Source organism: Pseudomonas sp. RIT-PI-q, assembly GCF_001297125.1.
Taxonomy (GTDB): Bacteria; Pseudomonadota; Gammaproteobacteria; order Pseudomonadales; family Pseudomonadaceae; genus Aquipseudomonas.
This window is the reverse complement of the sequence record NZ_LHPC01000026.1, coordinates 38,666-60,671: the sequence shown is the minus strand read 5'-3', so window position 1 is coordinate 60,671 and position 22,006 is coordinate 38,666. Positions and strand designations below refer to the sequence as shown.

General features: G+C 53.7%; 18 protein-coding genes and 2 pseudogenes. 12 read left to right on the top strand and 8 right to left on the bottom strand.

What is annotated here, in order from left to right:
- Positions 1-680: 680 nt before the first annotated feature.
- Positions 681-1,835 (bottom strand): hypothetical protein, encoded by a 1,155-nt coding sequence (locus AEQ67_RS11630; protein ID WP_059404006.1) that lies wholly within the window; start codon positions 1,833-1,835, stop codon positions 681-683.
- A 489-nt stretch (positions 1,836-2,324) separates the two neighbouring features.
- Here AEQ67_RS11630 and AEQ67_RS11625 point away from each other — a divergent pair, with 489 nt between their 5' ends.
- From AEQ67_RS11625 to AEQ67_RS11610, 4 genes are all read left to right on the top strand, one after another.
- Positions 2,325-3,854, top strand: coding sequence for an SIR2 family protein (locus tag AEQ67_RS11625; protein WP_059404005.1), 1,530 nt, complete (start codon positions 2,325-2,327; stop codon positions 3,852-3,854).
- Positions 3,855-4,014: 160 nt separating this feature from the next.
- Positions 4,015-5,415 (top strand): hypothetical protein, encoded by a 1,401-nt coding sequence (locus AEQ67_RS11620; protein ID WP_152974830.1) that lies wholly within the window; start codon positions 4,015-4,017, stop codon positions 5,413-5,415.
- Positions 5,416-5,472: 57 nt separating this feature from the next.
- On the top strand, positions 5,473-7,038 hold the full coding sequence (locus AEQ67_RS11615; RefSeq protein ID WP_059404003.1) for an ATP-dependent nuclease: 1,566 nt from the start codon (positions 5,473-5,475) through the stop codon (positions 7,036-7,038).
- Positions 7,023-8,054 carry an AAA family ATPase gene (locus AEQ67_RS11610; RefSeq protein ID WP_059404002.1) on the top strand — a complete coding sequence of 344 codons (1,032 nt, stop codon included), beginning with the start codon at positions 7,023-7,025 and terminating at the stop codon, positions 8,052-8,054. The genes AEQ67_RS11615 and AEQ67_RS11610 overlap by 16 nt, the downstream gene beginning before the upstream one ends.
- A gap of 73 nt (positions 8,055-8,127) precedes the next feature.
- On the opposite strand, the gene AEQ67_RS11605 is transcribed toward AEQ67_RS11610, so the two are convergent.
- From AEQ67_RS11605 to AEQ67_RS11595, 3 genes are all read right to left on the bottom strand, one after another.
- Positions 8,128-8,511 carry a hypothetical protein gene (locus AEQ67_RS11605; RefSeq protein WP_059404001.1) on the bottom strand — a complete coding sequence of 128 codons (384 nt, stop codon included), beginning with the start codon at positions 8,509-8,511 and terminating at the stop codon, positions 8,128-8,130.
- Positions 8,512-8,601: 90 nt separating this feature from the next.
- Complete coding sequence (locus tag AEQ67_RS11600; protein WP_236710306.1) at positions 8,602-8,892, bottom strand: hypothetical protein; 291 nt, start codon at positions 8,890-8,892, stop codon at positions 8,602-8,604.
- A gap of 210 nt (positions 8,893-9,102) precedes the next feature.
- Positions 9,103-9,498, bottom strand: coding sequence for a DUF6957 family protein (locus tag AEQ67_RS11595; protein WP_059404050.1), 396 nt, complete (start codon positions 9,496-9,498; stop codon positions 9,103-9,105).
- Positions 9,499-9,665: 167 nt separating this feature from the next.
- On the opposite strand from AEQ67_RS11595, the gene AEQ67_RS11590 reads away from it, so the two are divergent.
- Together AEQ67_RS11590 and AEQ67_RS11585 are read left to right on the top strand one after the other, a co-directional pair.
- On the top strand, positions 9,666-10,142 hold the full coding sequence (locus AEQ67_RS11590; RefSeq protein ID WP_059403999.1) for a helix-turn-helix domain-containing protein: 477 nt from the start codon (positions 9,666-9,668) through the stop codon (positions 10,140-10,142).
- 503 nt (positions 10,143-10,645) lie between these two features.
- Positions 10,646-11,254 (top strand): annotated as a pseudogene (locus AEQ67_RS11585) (mechanosensitive ion channel family protein); the annotation flags it as partial.
- Between the two features lie 99 nt (positions 11,255-11,353).
- Here the strand turns inward: AEQ67_RS11585 and AEQ67_RS11580 are convergent.
- The 3 genes from AEQ67_RS11580 to AEQ67_RS11570 form a co-directional block, all read right to left on the bottom strand.
- Positions 11,354-12,223, bottom strand: coding sequence for a carboxylate/amino acid/amine transporter (locus AEQ67_RS11580; protein ID WP_059403998.1), 870 nt, complete (start codon positions 12,221-12,223; stop codon positions 11,354-11,356).
- Positions 12,224-12,563: 340 nt separating this feature from the next.
- Positions 12,564-13,163, bottom strand: coding sequence for an FMN-dependent NADH-azoreductase (locus AEQ67_RS11575; RefSeq protein ID WP_059403997.1), 600 nt, complete (start codon positions 13,161-13,163; stop codon positions 12,564-12,566).
- Between the two features lie 151 nt (positions 13,164-13,314).
- A complete protein-coding gene (locus AEQ67_RS11570) occupies positions 13,315-13,629 on the bottom strand; it encodes a hypothetical protein (protein WP_059403996.1) in 315 nt (104 codons plus the stop codon).
- A 49-nt stretch (positions 13,630-13,678) separates the two neighbouring features.
- Here AEQ67_RS11570 and AEQ67_RS11565 point away from each other — a divergent pair, with 49 nt between their 5' ends.
- The 5 genes and pseudogenes from AEQ67_RS11565 (at position 13,679) to aqpZ (ending at position 19,241) form a co-directional block, all read left to right on the top strand.
- On the top strand, positions 13,679-14,602 hold the full coding sequence (locus AEQ67_RS11565) for a LysR family transcriptional regulator (RefSeq protein WP_059403995.1): 924 nt from the start codon (positions 13,679-13,681) through the stop codon (positions 14,600-14,602).
- Positions 14,603-14,616: 14 nt separating this feature from the next.
- Positions 14,617-15,422, top strand: a pseudogene (locus AEQ67_RS11560) (alpha/beta fold hydrolase).
- Between the two features lie 3 nt (positions 15,423-15,425).
- Positions 15,426-15,983, top strand: coding sequence for a peptidylprolyl isomerase (locus tag AEQ67_RS11555; protein WP_059403993.1), 558 nt, complete (start codon positions 15,426-15,428; stop codon positions 15,981-15,983).
- A gap of 92 nt (positions 15,984-16,075) precedes the next feature.
- Positions 16,076-17,908: an ABC transporter ATP-binding protein gene (locus tag AEQ67_RS11550; RefSeq protein WP_059403992.1), complete on the top strand. Its 1,833-nt coding sequence runs from the start codon at positions 16,076-16,078 to the stop codon at positions 17,906-17,908.
- 637 nt (positions 17,909-18,545) lie between these two features.
- Positions 18,546-19,241 carry an aquaporin Z gene (gene aqpZ, locus AEQ67_RS11540; RefSeq protein WP_059403990.1) on the top strand — a complete coding sequence of 232 codons (696 nt, stop codon included), beginning with the start codon at positions 18,546-18,548 and terminating at the stop codon, positions 19,239-19,241.
- A gap of 15 nt (positions 19,242-19,256) precedes the next feature.
- Here the strand turns inward: aqpZ and AEQ67_RS11535 are convergent, their stop codons facing one another.
- On the bottom strand, positions 19,257-20,381 hold the full coding sequence (locus tag AEQ67_RS11535) for a GNAT family N-acetyltransferase (RefSeq protein WP_059403989.1): 1,125 nt from the start codon (positions 20,379-20,381) through the stop codon (positions 19,257-19,259).
- A gap of 284 nt (positions 20,382-20,665) precedes the next feature.
- Here AEQ67_RS11535 and AEQ67_RS11530 point away from each other — a divergent pair, with 284 nt between their 5' ends.
- Positions 20,666-21,982: a putative porin gene (locus tag AEQ67_RS11530; protein ID WP_059403988.1), complete on the top strand. Its 1,317-nt coding sequence runs from the start codon at positions 20,666-20,668 to the stop codon at positions 21,980-21,982.
- The last annotated feature ends 24 nt before the right edge of the window (positions 21,983-22,006 follow it).

Sequence of the window (22,006 nt, the reverse complement as noted above, 5' to 3'; positions counted from 1 at the left end):
AAGATTGCTCAAGAAAGCGAGCAGTGATGCTTGAGCTTCGATCAGGGTTTGCCCAGGTGCAGGTAGGTTAAGCTCAGGCAGGACATTATGAATCACAAAGTCGCTTCATTCCTTCGTCAGGTACGTGTCTATGAGCTCGACGTAGTATTCGTGGTCGGCTTCGGACACCAATGCCAGCGAGATTAGCTTCGTGTCTCTGTCGAGCGGGGTGCACTCGCAGTCCAGAAATAGCTTCATTCCCTCATCTCCTGTGAGTACCTGGTTAATGTCTTCCGATGTACCTTTGGCAAAACATTAGAGCCGGCTGGTTTCTTATATGACTTTTACCGATTGCCCTGACGAGTCCATGCCGTGTGGGCTTCCAAATGCCGCATCTCAGCTTCCCACTTAGACAGGAATTTGTCCCAGTCCGAGGCGTTTGGCCCATCAAGCAACCTAGTCGACCCGATGCTTGCCCGATGGAAACGCTCCCTCCAAGGCTGCGGAATAGTCTGCTAAAAAATGATGTCGATACAGGAGTGAGGATGCCTCACTGAGACGGAATTACGAACCTCAGTGAGTTCGAGTGGCTTATCGCTAAAGGACGCGCCACTTCGCTCTTGGTCGTCGAGCTCACCAAGGATGGTAAGTAGCTCGGATGCTACGGAAACACCAGGACGGAGGCTTGCAAGCGCCCACATTCACCCTACAGTGAGTGAGCGAAACTTCTGTATTTCATTAACCAGTCTTGATGCTGACTCTTGAGCGGACTGTGGGTTAATGTACCAAGGCGGATGAATTTCATCAGGGGCATCGAAGTTAAAAAGCAAGTATCCTGTCGATATTTCTGAAACTCCAATATCGTGATCTTCCACCATAACCTCCGCACTAAAATGATCTTCATCTAACATCAACATATCTTTTAGGGCGCGAGCCGCATGATATGCCTGCTTCAGATATTGCAGGGCGCATATTCTCGCAGAGTGATAGGCAAGAGTATTAAGCTCACTCAATCCCTCCTCGAAAACTATGAGATCCTCAGAGTCGAGTTTCTGCAATGCGACTCGATGCGTCTTCGCAATGCGAAGATTCTCATCGTACAACCCAACAAACTCACAGATACCATCAAGTGTGGAAATATGAATTTTAGACTCTAGCCCAATCCTTGAGATATCAGCCACTTCTAGTCGATCCGTTAAACTTCTTCCGCCTGAAATTGACATAGAACATGGCTGACCAACCCTTCCATGCCGAATATTATCAATTGCACTCTCGAGCTTTTCAGCATCAAAGCCTGGTAAATAATAAAATTTATTGACAGCCCCTTGAAGCGCACCCCACTTTAGCGATAGCAATGTGCTTTCTAATAGATAGTTCTTGATCTCAGTCCACCCCATAATGTGAAACCATGGGAGACGCACGCCGGGCTCAACTGGAAAGCGCTTATCCTTACCTACCTGTTCTTCTGTTTCTTTATTCCTGTCATCTACCCAATCTTGAAGTGAAGCCTTTACTCTATCGTTTGATATCAAGAAAAAATAATGTGAAACGACTCCCTTGTACTTTTTTAACTTGATTAGCTCATCATCCAAATCGCCTGGATATAAGTCTTTGACTAACTTGCACTGGGCCACAGCTAGGCTCGTTTTGCACCTTACATCAAAGCCAAACTGCTTATCACCACTAGCACCCTTGTAGGTTATATACCCAGGACTTATCTTATTATGTATTCCCACAGCACGACTTTTTAAGATTAACTCGAAAAGATCTCGACAAATATCTTCAAATTCCTGATCGCTTTCCGGTGGCTCAAAATTGTGAAGACTACTTTGAATTGACCGCCTTAATGGCTTCATAAATTAAACACCACCTTTATCTTTACTTATACTGCCTTCTAGTGTGACTTTAAAGGTTAAGACCAGAATATCATGCGACGGCGAGCAAAGCCTTGATTAAAGGCGGCATTATGCCTCTATAGCTTTTACAAGTCGCTATCAAAATTTTCCGCAAGATCCTAGCCAACCCTCAGATGTCAAATCTGAGGCGAAAACCCATCGACAATCGGTGGAAGCTTGTCACATACGGCTGTCTGTTCACATGTGAGATGCAATGCACGCCTCAAAACCTTGAGCTCGCTGGGGGGGGGGTGAGTAGATACATCATTTTCACCTCCGTAGAAAGCCCAAGGATAATCAGCGTCTTTCCTAGGCTGCAATATGAACAGCGTGCCCCTCAGAGCCAACAGATCAAATAGTTCACGGCTTGGCTACAGCAGCTATCACGAGATAGCCATCAGCCACCACCGTGCTAAGATACGCGCTTGAGGTTCACGCCAAGGATGAAACATGCGTATTGAAAGTATACTAAAGAATATTGACGAACAAGGCACAAGAAGAGGCTATTCGTTTGAAACTTTTGTACTAAACTTATTAAAATATCACTTATCAACTCAAAACAAAGAGCTTGAGATAGGAAACACCCTGACATTTTTCGATGCCATTGCGCCCAATGGTTTTGATGACTACCGGGGAAAAGTCTGCTTTGAAGTAAAATACGACGCTAAAGGACTACTTTACAAATCATCATCATTCTTATCAAAATTTATAACACAAGTCGAATCAATACCCTTCGACGCTCGCCCCAAGACACTAATAATAATATCTGCAACCAGCATCCCGGATCAAGTAAAGGCTTCTATCCAGCGAGTTGGGATCCCCAACTCCAAAAGCACTTGCCGCATAGTTTTTTGGGGGCCAGATGAATTAAATAAATTAGTAACAAAGCACCCAGCAAAAGCTAACGAAATAAGCAATAACTTATTCACCCTGAGATTAGAGGCCGCAGTAAATCCCATAGAGCAAGACTGGCGCAAAAAACGAGACACTATTGTACAGAATCTGAAAGACAGTTTCGACAGAGGGCAGCTTTCATTATTTTTAGGCGCCGGAGTTTCAAGCAGTGCAGGAATGCCAGGTTGGGGAAATCTGCTCAACTCACTCTTCATATCCTATCTAACTCAAGAATTTGACACTGACAAAACAATAAACATATCTGAAATCCCAGAAATGGTTGATCGCCTAAACAAAGTCTCTGAATCCTCCCCACTTATGGGTGCGAGATATATTAGAAAGGGGCTTACTGGAAAAACCCCTGCAACTGACAACTTTGTAAATGCAATCACCGAAAGCCTTTATGAACTCAGAAATAAAAGCTTTAACATCAGCTCACCGCTCATCCAAGAAATCGCCACAATGTGCATGCCTAGACGCACAGGAGCCAAAGTTAAATCCGTAGTAAATTATAACTTCGACGATCTACTGGAGAGACAGCTAACAACATCGGGCATTTCTCATCGTAGCATTTACACCGAAAGTGAGGCATACGACCCTGAAGAACTACCCGTATACCATGTTCACGGTTTCCTCCCTGAAAACAGAAAAAACTACAACTCCCTTGAGAAGTCTACATTAGTCTTTTCCGAGGAAGGATATCACCACATTTATACAAACGCATATCACTGGTCAAATCTCGTCCAACTCAATTGCTTGCGAGAGAACAATTGCTTAATGATCGGCCTGTCAATGACCGACCCAAATTTGAGAAGACTCCTTGATATTTCTGCAAGAAGCGTTGAACAGAATAAACATTTTGCATTTATGAAGCGGCTAGACCTTCATGAGTTTTGCTATGAAGTTACGAACGGGGAGCAAAGCACGATTTTAAAGAACACCAAGGGCGCGCAAAAGTTTCTGGACACTCATCACGCACTGAATGAAGAGTTAATGTTGGAGCTGGGTGTCAACATTATATGGTACGAAAATTACGGTGAGATTCCAAAAATTCTGCATATCATCAGCCGCGCACGTGGCAGTTGACTAAATAGCCGCATTGGGCATTCCTACGAGCGCAGGGTAAAGAAGGCTCCAAGGCCAGAAGTACCCGCCTTGAGGTTTGGCTCACAATCTCCTAGAAAGGATTAACCTGTGCTGCTTCGAAGTCCTCGTTGTGACCGGTTTCATCGCCATGGAGGTAGGAGTGAAGAATCATTACGGAATAGAATTTCCTGCCATAGAAAAGCTAGCCACCAAAGCGTTCCCAAAGCTTGAACTGGCTCATCCGCTCTACCAGCGCTTTCCTCGCGAGCAAGTGGGTTTTAGACTCGCGTCTACCCTGCTCCACTCCATTGCTGCAGATCCCGACAGATTAGACGTCGTACTGGGGCTGCAGAACCTACTGATCCTCAAAATCGCCACGTGCGACATTCGAATATCCCGGTTGCGGAAGGCGCAAAATCGCGTTCCTCGTATCCTCGCCCAACCGAAGTACCGCAGCGGTGGCGCTGCTGTCAAAGCACGCTCCACAATGCTCAAGGATCTTCGTAAAGGCATCATGGCGAGACTGGACGAGATCCGCCAACTTGCCTACCTGTGGCGATGCTTTGGGGACGGAATTGCTGCGATTTACCAAAGCCAGCATGCCCTGAGACATCTGCTTTACGACGATAGATATCAGGTGAAGCAGACCGCAGGGGCCATATATGGCAAGGAAGGTTTCGGCCACGAGTACGCCAAGCTGAAGCAGGGCATCGAAATGGGCGTACCCGTGGTGATGTCCGACCTCACTAACATCATTCGTCATGGAGATTTGTGCGCGCTCGCCGGCCCAGATCCAGTTCCACTGGAATTAAAATCGTCCAAGGTCACAGGTGGGCGCGTAGCAAGACAAGCTGAACAGCTCGGTAAAATCACAACCTTTTTCGAACAGGATGAGGCCCGCAATTTTAGGGGATCTATCCGAATCATTCGCACAGAGATGGCGAGCGAAGAGGTCGATCATCGGGAGTTTTTAAACCACGGAATTCAGCAAGCGCTCCGGACTGGCCTCTGGAGTGGAGCTCCCGAGCCGGGACTGCGCTATGTCTGCTATCAAAACGCGATCCTAGAGAATCGCGATTTGGTGTACTTAGAGATTGATAAGTGGGCCACAACCTCTACGTGGGTTACACCGTTGGGCCCCGAGCTATCCTGGCTACCCGCGTACCCATTCACACTGTCAATGTCCCCTCAAAATGCCACCCTCTTCATGCAAGAAGCTTTCGGCATTTTCGTACTCATCGATCTCGAGCTAACCAAACAGCTTTTCAAAAATCTGGATGTTCATTGTGTTTGGCTAATGGATGGCACTCACTCCATGCAAATCTGTCGCGACTCCAACGACCTCATGAAAGGCGCCTACAGGGTAAGTGAGTGTCTGTTTGATCGCGTATCAAAAGAATTCCTGTCCCTATCATGGTTTGTCCAAGAGCGCTCAAGCATCTTTGATGAAAGTTGCATACCAGTTCTCACAGAGATAAGCCCAGAGGAAATCATCGCTAAGCATATGGATGGTTGGGCAGACGCACAAGATTTCTACAAGCACCAAGAACCGAAGGTCTAAGCAGCACCGCGCCGACAGCTGACGCTGAAGAAATACAAGGTTTAATAAGGATAAAAAATGCCGGCCATCACCAAACTAATGCTTCGCAACTTCAAGCAGTTTCCTGAACTGGAAATGGATTTCAACCCAACAAAAAATGTGCTCATTGGAGACAATGAAACAGGCAAAAGTACCGTCCTGCTCGCTATTGACCTCGTGAACAGCGCAAGCCGGAGCCGCGTGGAAACTCTCGGGCTAGAAGCACTTATAAACCGCCAAGCTGTAATGGATTTCCTCAGCGGCGAGAAAAAAGTTTCTGGCCTACCTGAAGTGCTGGTTGATCTGTTCCTTGAGGATGGTGATGAACCGTACTTCCACGGCAAACAAAATCAACTTGGTGATAACTACGACGGTATACGAATGAGGATAGCCGTTCCAGATGACTACCACTTGGCCATCAAGCAGATGCTGGAGCACGATCCACAAAATTTCCCCTTCGAATACTACGCCGTCACCTTCCACACTTTCGCAGGCGAGGGATTCAATAGCTATCGACGCCCTCTAAGGCACCTCCACTTGGACAGTTCTCGCATAGACAGCGAGTATGCTGCCAGGGAATATACCCGAACAGTGTTCGGACTTAATGCTGAGGTTCCAGAGCGGCATCGACTTGAAAATTTATATCGAAGAGGTAAAGAAGGCTTCCGCGACAGCCAACTAGGAGAATTAAACAAAAAGTTGCCGCCGTATGAATTTGGAATTCGTACGAGCACTCGAGCCAATCTAGAAACAGATTTGGTAATTACCAAAGATGGTATTTCAATCGAAAATCGCGGCAAGGGCGAGCAATGCTTCATTAAAACCGAATTTGCGCTAGGTCGTCACGATGCCCGAGGGGGCCTTGATGTTCTCCTGCTTGAGGAACCTGAGAACCATCTCAGCCACACCAACACGAAGAGACTGGTTGAACGCCTCGCACGTACTGAATCGACCCAGCTCTTCGTAGCGACTCATAGCAGCCACATCTGCTCCAGGCTCGATCTCCGACATGCGCTGCTTCTAGGGACATCTCAAAGCACAGGCACGCTCAAAGCACTCTCCGAAAAAACTGCTGGCTTTTTTATGAAGGCTCCTGACAACAACGTCTTGGAGTTCGCCCTATCCAAGAAGGTCATCCTGGTCGAAGGTGATGCAGAGTTCATTCTCATGGAGGAGCTTTATAAGCGAGTTTCCGGAGGTACAACCCCTCAGGCTGATCACGTACACATAATTTCGATTGGCGGCACTAGCTTCAAGCGCTACTTGGAGCTAGCTAGACTCTTGAGCATCAAGGTTGCCGCGATCAGGGACAATGACAAGAATCACCAACAAAATTGCATTGACAACTATTCAGAGCATATAACCGATAGCGCCAAGATCTTTGCAGATAAAGATCCAAATCGCTATACATTCGAAGTCGGGATGTACCTGGACAACCAGAAGGTTTGCAATGAACTGTTCGGTGAGGATAGGAAGACTCTGACGGTGCAGGAATACATGCTGAAGAACAAAGCTGAAGCGGCGTATGAGCTTCTAGAGGCCAACCATGAGAACCTCTCTGTACCTGGCTACATCCAGGAGGCCGTGACATGGATAAGAAAGTAATGTTCGCGGTAGCTGGCTCTGGAAAAACCAGCGAGATCATAAGAAGACTAGCGGAAAACAAACGCGCGATCATAATCACGTACACTGAAAACAACTTTAATCACCTCCGAAGCAAGGTGATTGGTAAGTTTGGGTACATGCCCAAGCACATTACCGTGATGACCTATTTTTCATTTCTACATAGTTTCTGCTACCGCCCGCTTCTTCAGCAGAAAATGAAAACCAAAGGTCTCTACCTCAAGCTACCCTCCGATAAAGTAACACGCGCTCGGGATAAGATGTCTCACTATCGTCATCCCAGCGGGCGCCTCTACTACAACAGATTGGCTAAATTTCTCGATGAGACAAAATCGCACCCTGAAGTCATACGGCGCCTAGAGCGATTTTATGATCAATTATTTGTCGATGAAGTCCAAGATTTTGCAGCAAACGACTTCAACTTGCTGATGGCGTTATCCCCGGTGAAGGCAGACATTCTCTTTGTGGGTGACTTCTACCAGCACACGTTTGACACAAGCAGGGATGGCAACATCAACTGCAACCTTCACAGTAATATTGAAAAATACGAAAAGCGGTTCCGCGATTCCGGATACTTCGTTGACAAGAAAACACTCAAGAACAGCTGGAGATGCGGAACGACGGTTTGCGACTTTATCAGAGCCAACCTGAAGATAGAGATATTCCCGGTAAAGGAACGACACACCGCGATAATCAAAATTGAGGATCAGGTTCAAGCTGACGTGATCCATCGTGATAATAATATCGTGAAGCTATTCTACAACACGCACCACCGCTATGAATGCCATTCAAATAACTGGGGAGCATGCAAGGGTCTAGATCACTACAAGGACGTTTGTATCATCCTCAGCAAATCACAGTGGCAACAATACCAAAATGGGCAGCTACACAAGATGAAACCAAGAACAAAAAATAAGCTTTATGTAGCGTGCACTCGTGCTTACGGTAAAGTTTATTTCGCGCCCGAGCATCTATTTGCAGCACACAAAAAATCTTGAGTCACTCAACAGCTGAGTTTCGATGCATCTACCCACCGAGCACGCAATGCAACGCCCTCCTTGCTAGCGACCCCTACTGCAGCACACGCGGAGATAAATGGTGCTGCCCTTTCGAGACCCGCAAATAGTCACGCAGGGACGCTCGCCCATTACCCCTCTGAAACGTCGCTAGTACGTACCGCGAGTTCTCCGTCGTCATCACCCAAAACCTCCCCTCACGTTCGACCTTCAGCACGTCAGAAGTCCTAATCAGGTGACCGTCGCCGAACCGCCCATATTGGTCTTTTCGCTTGTGGCCAAACACCACACCGATACCTGCGCGCGCCCTGATGGATACTCCGCAAAGGTACGCAGTGACCGGCATGTCGAAACCTTGCTCTTGGGCTTTAATGATTCGCTTGAGGTCGAAATCTGTGTGGCGTTTTCCGTGGAAGTTCATATCTAATGTGTCCAGCATCGTTGGGCTCCGGTTGCGGTCTGGATGGAGTTATCAAGAACTGCACACGCAACCAGACGCGCTGGTATCGTGCGGGATTATTGGTAAATTTCAGGCTGATTGAATCATGCATGAGAGAAAGACGGGCCTCAGGTTGGCCAGCGCTTCAATCTTGAAATCTCGCTGGTGTGAGGTGTGATACACCGCTCCCTTAGCCACTTCCAACAAGCAAACCTCAGAACCAGACCCGTCGTCACCAACGGTTACTCTGGTTAACCGCTCCATCTGCCAGCCTCCGGACTTATTCATCCAAGATGGCGTCACAGCCATAATCTCGGTAATAGCTAAATCCGCACCCTGGCTTACCAACATTTTTTGAAGCTGGTGGGTGTCGTCAATCATCAACGCGCACTCGCTAAGTCGACCCTCGTTTTCGATACAAAGGGTGAGGTGATACCAAGGTGTTCGTAGCAGCCTTGACACTCCACGCCAATGGGACACGCCCTCCCCGAACATTCCTGGAACGCCTATCAGGTCGTTGTCTAAGGTTCTGAACATGTGTCGCCTCAAGCTGCTGGAGCACGTCAGTTGCCCAGCAGAACCGGTTGGTAATCAGAAAAGGGAAAATATCGCTTCGATAGAAGCAGACTTACGATGGCCTGGGCCGAGCAAGACATAGACCGTGTTGCGTGTTTCGAATAGGTAGCCTTCCTTGAAAGCGGTGCCCATGCTTGAGCGCACCCAATGGCCTGGCTCGAAACGCCTCTGCTCGTCGTCCACAACTTTGTGGGCAAACATGAAGATTGGTTGGCAGCCTGCGGCGGCTACTTTGGCTCGTTCGTCGTCGGTGACGATGGCGTCTAGGATGATCCACTCCTCGACGGCGCATAGGGGCATCCATTTGTAGCGCTTTCTGGCCAACGCGACGGCTTCGTCGAGGGAAAGCTCGGAGCCCATTAAACTGATACCAGGGTCACCCAGCAGACCACCCTCGATGGGACTATCCATGCACACCTTCCATTCAGATGAATTGACACCGCTCCCAGCGATAAACATCACCGCCATTGCTGACTGAGCGACGTACCAGCCTCCTCAGATCGCCATAAATATCAATATATAGATTTGTGTGGCGGCAGGCAAACACGGCATACCGTCTCCTTTTATGGATATGGAAAATGTCGCTGCGCAAACCCTATGCAGCAGTGCTTAAGCTGCTTCGAACGAAACGTGGCTTGTCTCAGGTCGGCATAGCAAAGACAGTCGCTCAATCTCACGTGAGTCAGCTCGAAGCAGCGATAACTACTGCAACGCTTGACGTGAGCTGTGAGCTCGCTGCTGCCCTGAAAATTCATCCCTCGTCACTCTTCACGCTGACGCTCGCAGCGCATGAAAAGCGCACTGCGCGAGAAGTCCTCCTAACTTGTCTGGCTGAACTTGAGGACTTGGATTTGGCGGACACTCTTTTGCCGAGTGAACCGCAACAGGGGATGACGCCCGCCATGGTCGAAGCAAGAGACAAGTGGTTAGCGGTACAGAAGTTGAAAGCTAAGGGCTTTAGCCAAGCGGAAGCTCGTAAGCAGCTTGAACTTCCGGAAGCAACCATACGACGGCTCTGGCACAAAGATGCATCATCAATCCCACCAACTGAATAAAGCTCTCGCGGATCCTAAATCCTAGTGATTAAGGCAATCGGCTCGATCTAAATTCGGGACAAATAGAGATATAGAACCCGAAGAGAGGCAACGCCACCGGGGGGACAGGGTGAGGTTCGATATTGGCTTGATGCGCAGGCATGGTTGGCAACGACTGAGCGCGGGGAATTAGATTAGCGAAGGAATGTGGAGGCTTAGAAAGCTACGTCGAGGTCTGAGTATTACTGATGCGACCCCAAGTGCATTAGAGGTGCATTTTTGGCGATTTTTTTGCGTGTTATGCGCGCTCTAGCATAACTCGATGCAGGTGATGCCATTGTTTTCGCATTACCGCTGAGCTAGTCGGGGCAGTAATGCAAGACTGATCCTGCCCTTGACCCGTGCCACTGCAACCAATCATCGCTCTAGCAATGTCCATTTTTGCTGAAAAGGATGGACATCTATCATCTTCACTAACCTTTTGATTCTAATAGATTAATTGTGTCCATTTAACGGCCTTGTCACGGGTGTCGAATTTTGATAAGACCATTGTGTCGATTCCGACCTGGCGCCTGATGTCCGAGTCGTTCAAGAACTGGCGCGGCATGCAGCAGTCCGGTGGACGCCGGATCAAGCGCAGCCTGTTCATCGACGCCAGTGGCGTGCGTTTCGTGCGCGATGACGAAGAGTCGAAACTGGCACAGGTGCACCTCCTGACCGACTACATCAGCCGCAAACAGGCCGAGCTCAAGGCCTGGAACGAAGCTCAGGGCAACGTTGCGGCGATGTCGGCCAATCGTCGACGGATGACCAACATCGGGACGTTTCGGGCCTACGCACTGGCGTATTTGAAGAGTCACCCGGAAATCCAGCCAAACATGACCTGCATGGTTCGCCAGATGCAGACCACCGCCCAGGGCATTCCGCTGGAAATCTACTGCTTCACCCGCACCACCGTGTGGGCCGATTACGAGCGGATTCAGGGGGATATTTTCGATTACCTGCTGGCGGTGCTGCCGGAGTTTGGCTTGAGTCTTTATCAGCAGCCGAGTGGCGGGGATTTGCGCGCCGGGTTGCTGCCTGCAGTACTGGGCGCGAGCCACATCCCCGAGCCCGAAAAACACATCATGTAGCACCACATCCCCTGTAGGAGCGAGGCTTGCCCGCGAAGAGGGAGTGTCAGTCAGCAATACTGTTGCCTGACACACCGCTTTCGCGGGCAAGCCTCGCTCCTACGAAGTGCGGATTGCGGTGGGTCTGATGCCCAACCGGCTGATCCACACCGCCATCAGAATCACCGCCCCACCAAAAAACAACCGCCCCAGCGCTTCATGCTGATTCCAGATCAGCAGATTGATCAGCAACCCCACCGGCACATGCAGGTTGTTCATCACCGCGAGCGTCCCGCCGTTCACCAGGCACGCGCCCTTGTTCCACCAGTACAAACCCAGCGCCGTCGAGACCAGGCCGAGGAATACCAGTACGCCCCATTGCAGCGGTGCTTCGGGCAGGAAATTCTGTTTGCCGAACAGCAGAAACGCCGGCAACGCCACCGCCAGGGCGCCGAGGTAGAAGTAGCCGAAGCGCCGGTAATGCGGCAGGTCGCTCGGATGGCGCGCCACCAGATGCTTATAGAGCACCTGCCCGGCGGCGTAGGTGAAGTTGGCCAGTTGCAGCAGCAGGAAGCCCATGAAGAAATCCGGGTTGATCCGGTCGTAGCGAATCACCGCCGCACCCATCACCGCCACCAGTGCCGCAACCAGCGCCCAGGGATTGAAGCGCCGGTTCAGCGCATCTTCGATCAGGGTCACGTGCAACGGCGTGAGGATGGTGAACAGCAACACTTCCGGCACCGTCAGCACGCGAAAGCTCAGGTACAGGCAAACGTACGTGACACCGAATTGCAACGCGCCGATCAGCAGCATGCCGCGCATGAACGCCGGCTCGACCTGACGCCAGCGGGTCAGCGGAATAAACACCAACCCCGCCAGCAGCACCCGCACCAGCACCGCGAAGTAACTGTCGACATGACCGGCCAGGTATTCGCCGATCAGGCTGAAGGAAAACGCCTGGATCAGCGTGACAAAAAGTAGATAGCCCATGCTCGCCTCGTTTCGAATGGCGGCGACGATAGCCGGTTTTGCCTGTGATCGCGAACACGCATTCAACACAAACCCTGTGGGAGCGGGCTTGCCCGCGATGACGGTGTGTCAGACAGCATTGAGTCGACTGACACACCGCATTCGCGGGCAAGCCCGCTCCCACAGGGTTTGTATGGTGCTCATTAAAACCTGGGCAAAAAAAAGCCCGATCTCGCTAAAGCGTTCAATCGGGCTACAGCACTCAGGAGCAACAAGTGCAAAGGGAGGTCGATGCGCGTACAGGCTTGAAGGGTTGCGCCAGGTCACTAGACCATCCAGCGATTATCTGGCGATTAAAGCCTCAAGCGACCTGCGAAAGCTTGGCATTGGCCTGGTTCAGGCCTTTCTCCTGGAAGTCACCGCCCAGGTTCATGCCTTCGGCGTGAATGAACGTCACGTCGTGGATCCCGATGAAACCCATGACCTGACGCAAGTAGGGTTCCTGGTGATCCGCCGTGCTGCCGGCGTAAATCCCACCGCGAGCGGTCAGCACGTAGGCACGCTTGCCGCTGAGCAAACCCTGAGGGCCGGTGTCGGTGTACTTGAAGGTCACACCGGCACGCAGCACGTGGTCGAGCCAGGCTTTCAAGGTGCTCGGGATGGCGAAGTTGTACATGGGAGCTGCCATGACCAGCACATCGGCGGCCAGCAACTCGTCAGTCAATTGGTTGGAGCGCTCCAGGGAAGCCTGTTCGATGTCGTTGCGCTGTTCGGCGGGTTTCATCCAGCCGCCCAGCAGGTTGATATCCAGGTGCGGCACCGGGTTGACGGCCAGGTCACGAACGGTGATCTGGTCGGCCGGGTGAGCGGCTTTCCACTGGCTGATGAAGGTCTGGGTCAGTTGACGGGAAACCGAGTCTTGCTGACGGGCGCTGCTTTCGATGATCAGAACGCGTGACATGGGATGTAGGCTCCATCTGAGAATGCTGTAAGTCGATGGAGTGAAGGTTAAACAGAGTCATATCGATGAAAAAGCGCAAATAACTGCTATAACCCATCAATAAATTCGTTTATAAGCGGAGCGTGCCCTGTGGGGATGGCTCCGCTTCAAGTCATTTCGGGGTGCAGGTCAGTTTGATACGCAGCTTGATAATGGAGCGGGTGAACTTGGCGGTGGCATTTTTGTGCTTGCCGGCCGCTACCTCGATATTGCGAGTGCGCGGCGCTTCCGGGCCGTTGCTGAAGACTACTTTGCAGGTCGCATCGGTGTCGCCGTAGTTGTTGACCTGAATGGAGCCGATGTCGTTGTCCGTGTCATAGGTGTTGTAGTCGATCTTCATGCCGTTGAGATCTTTCTCCACATCGATCGGATAGGCAAACGCCGTCAGCGGCAACATCGCCAGCACCACACAACAAAATTTTTTCATTCAGCAGTCTCCAATAGGGACGGCCAGCTTAGGACAAGAGGAGCTATTCATGAAAGCGCCCCGCGTGACCCTTGATCAATGGCGAACGCTTCAGGCCGTGGTCGACCACGGTGGTTTCGCCCAGGCCGCCGAAGCGCTGCACCGCTCGCAATCGTCAGTCAGCTACACCGTGGCGCGCATGCAGGACCAGCTCGGTGTGCCGTTGTTGCGCATCGATGGCCGCAAAGCGGTACTCACCGAAGCCGGCGGCGTGCTGCTGCGCCGGTCCCGGCAACTGGTGAAACAGGCCAGCCAACTGGAAGACCTGGCCCATCACATGGAACAGGGCTGGGAAGCCGAAGTGCGGTTGGTGGTCGACGCCGCTTACCCGAGCGCCCGCCTTGTCCGCGCGCTGACCGCGTTCATGCCACAAAGCCGTGGCTGCCGGGTGCGTCTGCGCGAAGAAGTGTTGTCGGGCGTGGAAGAAGTCTTGCTCGAAGGCGTGGCCGACCTGGCCATTAGCGGTTTCAGCATTCCCGGTTATCTGGGCGCGGAATTGAGCGACGTCGAGTTCGTGGCGGTCGCCCATCCCGAACATCCGCTGCACCGCCTCAACCGCGAACTGAACTTCCAGGACCTGGAAAGCCAGCTGCAAGTAGTGATCCGCGACTCCGGCCGGCAGCAGCCACGGGACGTCGGCTGGCTCGGCGCCGAACAGCGCTGGACGGTTGGCAGCCTGGCCACCGCCGCGACGTTTGTCAGCAGCGGGCTGGGTTTTGCCTGGTTGCCTCGGCACATGATCGAACGGGAAATCAAGGAAGGTACGCTCAAGCTGCTACCGTTGGATCAGGGCGGCAGTCGCAACCCGAGCTTTTACTTGTACTCGAACAAGGACAAACCGCTGGGCCCGGCCACGCAGATTCTCATCGAACTGCTGCGCACCTTCGACACCGCGCCGCTGGATGCCCCTTTCGCCGCCCCTGAACAAGCCTGACACGGAGTGTATGCATGGCCTATTTCGAACACGAAGGTTGCAACCTGCACTATGAGGAATATGGCCACGGCACGCCGTTGCTGCTGGTCCACGGGCTGGGTTCCAGCACACTGGACTGGGAAAAGCAGATCCCGGCGCTGTCGGCCCACTACCGGGTGATCGTCCCGGACGTGCGCGGCCACGGTCGCTCCGACAAGCCCCGCGAGCGCTACAGCATCGCCGGGTTCAGCGCCGACTTGATCGCCCTGATGGAGCATTTGAACCTCGGCCCGACACATTATGTAGGGCTTTCGATGGGCGGCATGATCGGCTTTCAACTGGCGGTGGATCAGCCGCAACTGCTCAAAAGCCTGTGCATCGTCAACAGCGCGCCCGAGGTCAAACTGCGCAGCCGCGATGACTATTGGCAATGGTTCAAGCGTTGGAGCCTGATGCGTGTCCTCAGTCTCGGCGCCATCGGCACGGCCCTTGGAGGCAAGCTGTTCCCCAAACCGGAACAGGCGGATTTGCGACAAAAAATGGCCGAGCGCTGGGCAAAAAACGACAAACATGCTTATCTCGCCAGCTTCGATGCGATCGTTGGTTGGGGTGTTCAGGAACGACTTTCAAAGGTCTCCTGTCCAACCCTCATCGTCAGCGCCGACCGTGATTACACGCCGGTCTCGCTGAAAGAGACGTACGTAAAACTGCTGCCCGATGCGCGGCTGGTGGTGATCGCCGATTCGCGCCACGCCACCCCGCTGGATCAACCCGAACGCTTCAACCAAACCCTGCTCGAGTTTCTCACCGCAGTCGACACCACCACACTCAGGATCACTGACCCATGCTGAAAAAAATCGCCCTCGTCGCTGGCTCCGTACTGTTTGCCGCCAACCTGATGGCCGCCACGCCCGCCAAGGCGCCGCACGTGCTGCTGGACACCACCAACGGTCAGATCGAAATCGAACTGGACCCGGTCAAGGCGCCGATCAGTACCAAGAACTTCCTTGAGTACGTCGACAGCGGCTTCTACAACAACACGATTTTCCACCGTGTGATCCCGGGCTTCATGATCCAGGGCGGTGGTTTCACTCAGCAAATGCAGCAGAAAGACACCAAGGCGCCGATCAAGAACGAATCCAAGAACGGTCTGCATAACGTGCGTGGCACGCTGTCGATGGCCCGGACTTCCAACCCCGATTCGGCCACCAGCCAGTTCTTCGTCAACGTCAAGGACAACGACTTCCTCGACAGCGGTGATGGCTATGCCGTGTTCGGTAAAGTGGTCAAAGGCATGGACGTGGTGGACGTTATCGTCAATTCGCAAACCACAACCCGTGGCGGCATGAAAGACGTGCCGGCCGACCCGGTGTTCATCAAGTCGGCCAAGCGCATCGACTGAGACTAAGCTGAACAGGGAGTTCTGAGCGGCGCCGGTTTTGCCGGCACCGCTCATTGTGCTTAAAGGAGAGCCCGCGCGCGGGCGGAGAACTGATGCTTTATCGCCGTTTTGAGAAACTGATCGACATATTCCGCGACGCCCCGACGGCGGCTCCGCCGGATCGGGTTCTCCCCTTCTATACCTATTATCTGAAGCAGGTCTGGCCGAGTTTCGCTGTCCTGCTGATCGTCGGCCTGTTTGGCGCGCTGATCGAAGTGGCGCTGTTCAGCTACCTGAGCCGCATCATCGACCTTGCCCAAGGCACGCCGAACGTCAATTTCTTCAAGGAACACGGCATCGAACTGGCCTGGATGGCCGTGGTCGCACTGATTCTGCGCCCGGTGTTCGTGGGCCTGCATGACCTGCTGGTGCACCAGACCCTGAGCCCCAGCATGACCAGCATGATCCGCTGGCAGAACCACAGTTATGTGCTCAAGCAGAGCCTGAATTTCTTCCAGAACGACTTCGCCGGGCGCATCGCCCAACGCATCATGCAGACCGGCAACTCGTTGCGCGATTCCGCCGTGCAAGCGGTTGATGCGTTGTGGCACGTGCTGATCTACGCGATCAGTTCGCTGGTGCTGTTCGCCGAAGCCGACTGGCGCCTGATGATCCCGCTGCTGACGTGGATCGTTGCGTTCATCAGCGCCCTCTATTACTTCGTGCCACGGGTCAAGGAGCGCTCGGTGGTGTCCTCGGATGCGCGCTCCAAACTGATGGGGCGGATCGTCGACGGCTACACCAACATCACCACGCTGAAGCTGTTCGCCCACACCAATTTCGAGCAGCAATACGCGCGCGAAGCGATCAAGGAACAAACCGAAAAAGCCCAACTGGCTGGCCGGGTGGTCACCAGCATGGACGTGGTGATCACCAGCATGAACGGCTTGCTGATCGTCGGCACCACCGGCCTGGCCCTGTGGTTGTGGACGCAGTCGCTGATCACCGTGGGCGCCATTGCCCTGGCCACGGGCCTGGTGATCCGTATCGTCAACATGTCCGGCTGGATCATGTGGGTGGTCACGGGCATTTTCGAAAACATTGGTATGGTTCAGGACGGTTTGCAGACTATCTCGCAACCGGTCAGCGTTACCGACCGAGAGCAGGCCAAACCGTTGGCGGTCAGCCGTGGCGAGGTGCGTTTCGAGCACGTGGATTTCCACTATGGCAAGAAGAGCGGGATTATTGGCGACCTCAACCTGACGATCAAACCTGGCGAGAAAATCGGCCTGATCGGGCCGTCCGGTGCGGGCAAGTCGACCTTGGTCAATCTGCTGCTTCGGCTGTATGACGTGCAGGGCGGGCGCATCCTCATCGATGGTCAGAACATTGCAGAAGTCGGCCAGGAAAGCCTGCGTGAGCGCATTGGCATGATCACTCAGGACACTTCCTTGCTGCACCGTTCGATCCGCGACAATTTGTTGTACGGCAAACCTGACGCGACCGATGCTGAACTCTGGGAAGCGGTGCACAAGGCTCGGGCCGACGAGTTCATTCCGTTGTTGTCGGACGCCGAAGGCCGGACCGGTTTTGATGCTCACGTGGGTGAACGTGGGGTGAAACTCTCCGGGGGGCAGCGGCAGCGGATTGCCATTGCTCGTGTACTGCTCAAGGACGCGCCGATTCTGATTATGGACGAGGCGACGTCGGCGCTGGATTCGGAGGTTGAAGCGGCAATTCAGGAGAGCCTGGAAACGTTGATGCAGGGTAAGACGGTGATCGCCATCGCGCACCGGCTGTCGACCATCGCCCGGATGGATCGGTTGGTGGTGCTGGAGAAAGGCAAGATTGCCGAGACCGGCAGCCATGCTGAACTGCTGGCGCATGGGGGGTTGTATGCGCGGTTGTGGCAGCACCAGACGGGTGGGTTTGTGGGGATTGATTGAGGTTGGGTGGATATCCGTTATTTCGGCGAGTCACCTGCCCTGTAGGAGCTGGCTTGCCAGCGAAGGTCGTTAACGATGACGCGTTCAATCAGGATAAACGTGGCGCATTCGAATGCTTCGCTGGCAAGCCAGCTCCTACACCGACCGTGCGCGGCCCCTTTCTACGTTTCGTTCTCCAATCCCCTGTAGGAGCTGGCTTGCCAGCGAAGGTCGTTAACGATGACGCATTCAATCAGGATAAACGTGGCGCATTCGAGTGCTTCGCTGGCAAGCCAGCTCCTACAGGGGGATGGTGTTTTCAGAGGTTGCGTTCGCTTTTGATCTGCTGTTGCTTTGGTTTTTGATCTTGATCTGTTGCCCCTGTCCCAGAGGCCGAACGCAGGCGTTTGAAAAAGGGACTCGCTGTAAGAGCGAATCTGCCAGCCGCCGTTACCGCAGAAACGGATATACCCCCAATCCCAATCCCAAAACCCACCAAACCCCACCAACCATGGGCTCTGGCACGTCCCACCCGCACTGGAAATCCACAAAACCCCTGCTGTAATCACCCAAGGTTCTGGAGCTGAGCCTGTCGTAAATCTGCAAGGATGCAAAACTCGATACAGTCTCGATAGGGAAGCCTATCAAGGACGCTCTCATGTCTCTGTTCAAACGTTCAGTCACTGAGTTGTTAGGCACGTTCTGGCTGGTATTGGGGGGTTGCGGCAGTGCGGTGTTGGCCGCGTCTTCTCCGTTGGGGATCGGGGTACTTGGCGTGGCCCTGGCCTTCGGTCTGACGGTGCTGACCATGGCCTTTGCCATTGGCCTTTTTCCCGGTCGCCCCCTCACCCCCGCCGTGTCCGTCGGTTTGTTCGTCGGCGGTCGATTCCCGGCCAGGGAACTGCCCGCCTACATCATCGCCCAAGTGATTGGCGGGGTTATCGCTGCCGCCTTGCTCTACTACATCGCCAGCGGCAAAGAAGGCTTTGATCTTTCCGCCGGCCTCGCCTCCAACGGCTACGGCGAACACTCCCCCGGCAAATACTCGATGGCCGCAGGCTTTGTCTGTGAACTGGTGATGACGGCCATGTTCGTGCTGATCATCCTCGGCGCCACCGACAAGCGAGCGCCCGCCGGGCTGGCACCGATCGCCATCGGCCTGGCCTTGACACTGATCCACCTGATCTCGATTCCCGTCACCAACACCTCAGTCAATCCGGCGCGCAGCACCGGCCCGGCGCTGATTGTCGGTGGCTGGGCCATCGCGCAATTGTGGATGTTCTGGGTGGCGCCACTGCTCGGTGCAGTGGTCGGTGGCGTGACGTATCGATGGCTGGGCAAGGAAGGCAGTTAAAGCCTCGGCAGAGGATCAGTCTTGCCGGTAAGGCAAGGCGGTCCTCGCTTCCTCGGCATACGCCAGTACCCCGACGCGCTCCTGTTGCAGAAAATCCTTCACCGCCGCCTTCAATCCCGGATGCCTCAGGTAATGCCAGGAATGCGTGATCACCGGTTCAAACCCGCGAATCAACTTGTGCTCACCCTGGGCGCCGGCGTCGAAACGCTGGAAGCCGTTGGCAATCGCGTAATCCATGCCCTGGTAGAAACAGGTCTCGAAGTGCAGCCGGTCGAACTCCGCCAGACAGCCCCAGTAGCGGCCGTAAAAACTGTCGCCACCCACCAGACTGAAGGCCATTGCCACCGGCCGTGAGCCTTGCTTGGCCAGCACCACGCGAATGGATTCGGGCGTGCGCTCGGCCAAAAGACTGAAAAATTCCCGCGTCAGATAGGGCCTTTGCCGACGTACAGCGTAGGTATTGGCGTAGCAGGCATAGACAAAATCCCATTGCGCCTGATCCAGTTGCCGACCTTCAAGCCATTCAAAATCAATGCCCTGCCCCGCCACTTGTTCGCGCTCTTTGCGCATTTGTTTGCGTTTGCGCGAACTGAGAACGTCGAGAAAGTCCTGAAAATCCCGATAGCCGCGGTTCTGCCAGTGGTACTGGCAGCCGATCCGCTGCAACCAGCCCGGCTGCTCGGCCAACGCGGCGTCGGTGAACGGGTCGGTGAAGTTGATGTGGGCGCTGGAAAGTTCTTCGATCTCAAGGTAGCCCGGCAGGCTTTTCAGCAGTTCGAAACCGTCCTCGACCGTGGACGCCAACAGCCGCGGCCCGCTGACCGGACTGAACGGCACGGCGCTCAGCAGCTTGGGGTAATACTCGATTCCGGCACGCTCACACGCGTCAGCCCAGGCATGGTCGAACACGTATTCGCCGTAGGAATGCCACTTGCGGTAACTGGGCAGTGCGGCGATCAGACGATCACCTTCGATATGCAACAAATGCTCGGGCTGCCAGCCGGAATGCGGGCCGACGCTGCCGCTGTCTTCAAGCGCGCTCAGAAAAGCGTGACGCAAAAATGGCTGAGTCTCGGGCACCAGTGCGTCCCACGCTTGCGACGCAATTTCAGACAGGCTTTGCAAACGTTGCAACGGCATCAACTTCCTCTCCACTTCTTCGCGATAAAGCCTCGCGAGTATCGCTTATCGCTATCCATTGCACACGAGCAATTCGACGACAGCGCTCTAGCGCAATAGTTCTCGGCAACTTCGTATCGTCATCGACATGCCATCACATTGCCACCGCTCTGTCATAAACCATCGCGATACTGGCGCCTGTTTTTAGAGCGTCGGGTTCTACCCCCGGCCACTGTTTTCCGTCCATCAATGGTCGGTTGTGCCCTGGATGGCCCAGTCATCCACTCTCATCTTCGGAGATTGATATGCGTCTTGCTTCCACGAAAACTGCGGCAGCCCTGTGTGGTGGTCTGTTGCTGGCCATGAGTGTTCCGGCCAGCGCCGCAGTCGACGCCAAACTGCTCGACATGCTTAAGGCAAACGGCTCGATTACCAACGCGCAGTACAGCGAATTGCAAGCCGAGCTGGCCAGGGACCAGAAAGACCAGCAGATCGCCCGTCAGGCTCAGCAAGAGACCAACGAGCAGATCGCCGCGACCGCGAAGAAAACCACTGAACTGAGCACCTTCGACCAGAAACTGGCGTGGGCAGCCAAGACCCAATTCAAGGGTGACGTGCGTTTCCGTCAGGAAAACGTCCACAACGATGGCGTTTCCAACAACAAAGACCAGGATCGCCAGCGTATTCGTGCCCGCCTGGGTGCCTATACCGAAATCAACCCGCAGGTCGACACCGGTATCCGTATCGCCACCGGCAACAACGACGACCCGCGCTCCACCAACCAGAGTCTGGACAACTACTTCGACAAGAAGCAGATCTGGCTGGACCAGGGTTACGTCGACTACCACCCCGACTTCGCCAAGAACCTGCACATCGTTGGCGGCAAGATGCCGCAGCAATGGGTGAGCATGGGCGACATCATCTGGGATAGCGACATCAGCCCTGAAGGTCTGTCCCTGGCTTACAAATACCCGTTGGGCGCCAGCACCGAGCTGTTCGGTAGCGCCGGTCACTACACCCTCAAGGACAACGTCGACGGCGACGGTGTGCAGTTCAAACACGACCTGCGTCTGTACGCCGGTCAGTTGGGCGCGCGCTTCGCCCTCACCGACAACCTGAAATTCACCCTGGGCGGCAGCGTCTACGGCTACGACAACGACGACGACATCACCCCAGTCGCTGGCGTCATCCCAGGGCAACTGGCGATCAACGGCAACAGCCCGAACGAGCAGTTCAAGCTGTACGAAGGTTTTGGTCAGCTGGACGTTGGCGGTCTGCCACTGCCACTGTCGATCTACGGTCAGTACGTCAACAACAAAGATGCCAGCAACGATCAGGACACTGCCTGGTTGGCCGGCGTCAAGACCAAGATCTACGGCTTCGCCGTGGACTACAACTATCGCGACGTACAACGTAACGCGGTGGTCGGTGCCTTCACCGACTCCGACTTCGCCAACGGCTTTACCGGTTCGCGTGGCAGCAAGTTGAAAGTGAGCTACGAGTTGGACAAGAACTTCAACCTCGGCGCTACTTACTTCATGGCTAACTCGGACTACACCAACGCCAACCTCAAAGACTCGGACATCAACACCCTGCAACTGGATGCCGAAGCCAAGTTCTGATTCCGCGCAACATGACTCGGGCAA

Excerpts from the sequence above, each read along its gene's own strand:
- AEQ67_RS11555 (WP_059403993.1), top strand. The coding sequence starts at position 15,426 with ATGCTGAAAAAAATCGCCCTCGTCGCTGGCTCCGTACTGTTTGCCGCC.
- AEQ67_RS11605 (WP_059404001.1), bottom strand. The coding sequence starts at position 8,511 with ATGCTGGACACATTAGATATGAACTTCCACGGAAAACGCCACACAGAT.
- AEQ67_RS11565 (WP_059403995.1), top strand. The coding sequence starts at position 13,679 with ATGAAAGCGCCCCGCGTGACCCTTGATCAATGGCGAACGCTTCAGGCC.
- AEQ67_RS11580 (WP_059403998.1), bottom strand. The coding sequence starts at position 12,223 with ATGGGCTATCTACTTTTTGTCACGCTGATCCAGGCGTTTTCCTTCAGC.
- AEQ67_RS11615 (WP_059404003.1), top strand. The coding sequence starts at position 5,473 with ATGCCGGCCATCACCAAACTAATGCTTCGCAACTTCAAGCAGTTTCCT.
- AEQ67_RS11600 (WP_236710306.1), bottom strand. The coding sequence starts at position 8,892 with ATGATTGACGACACCCACCAGCTTCAAAAAATGTTGGTAAGCCAGGGT.
- AEQ67_RS11590 (WP_059403999.1), top strand. The coding sequence starts at position 9,666 with ATGTCGCTGCGCAAACCCTATGCAGCAGTGCTTAAGCTGCTTCGAACG.
- AEQ67_RS11610 (WP_059404002.1), top strand. The coding sequence starts at position 7,023 with ATGGATAAGAAAGTAATGTTCGCGGTAGCTGGCTCTGGAAAAACCAGC.
- AEQ67_RS11625 (WP_059404005.1), top strand. The coding sequence starts at position 2,325 with ATGCGTATTGAAAGTATACTAAAGAATATTGACGAACAAGGCACAAGA.
- AEQ67_RS11575 (WP_059403997.1), bottom strand. The coding sequence starts at position 13,163 with ATGTCACGCGTTCTGATCATCGAAAGCAGCGCCCGTCAGCAAGACTCG.
- AEQ67_RS11530 (WP_059403988.1), top strand. The coding sequence starts at position 20,666 with ATGCGTCTTGCTTCCACGAAAACTGCGGCAGCCCTGTGTGGTGGTCTG.
- AEQ67_RS11570 (WP_059403996.1), bottom strand. The coding sequence starts at position 13,629 with ATGAAAAAATTTTGTTGTGTGGTGCTGGCGATGTTGCCGCTGACGGCG.
- aqpZ (WP_059403990.1), top strand. The coding sequence starts at position 18,546 with ATGTCTCTGTTCAAACGTTCAGTCACTGAGTTGTTAGGCACGTTCTGG.
- AEQ67_RS11630 (WP_059404006.1), bottom strand. The coding sequence starts at position 1,835 with ATGAAGCCATTAAGGCGGTCAATTCAAAGTAGTCTTCACAATTTTGAG.
- AEQ67_RS11535 (WP_059403989.1), bottom strand. The coding sequence starts at position 20,381 with ATGCCGTTGCAACGTTTGCAAAGCCTGTCTGAAATTGCGTCGCAAGCG.
- AEQ67_RS11595 (WP_059404050.1), bottom strand. The coding sequence starts at position 9,498 with ATGGATAGTCCCATCGAGGGTGGTCTGCTGGGTGACCCTGGTATCAGT.
- AEQ67_RS11550 (WP_059403992.1), top strand. The coding sequence starts at position 16,076 with ATGCTTTATCGCCGTTTTGAGAAACTGATCGACATATTCCGCGACGCC.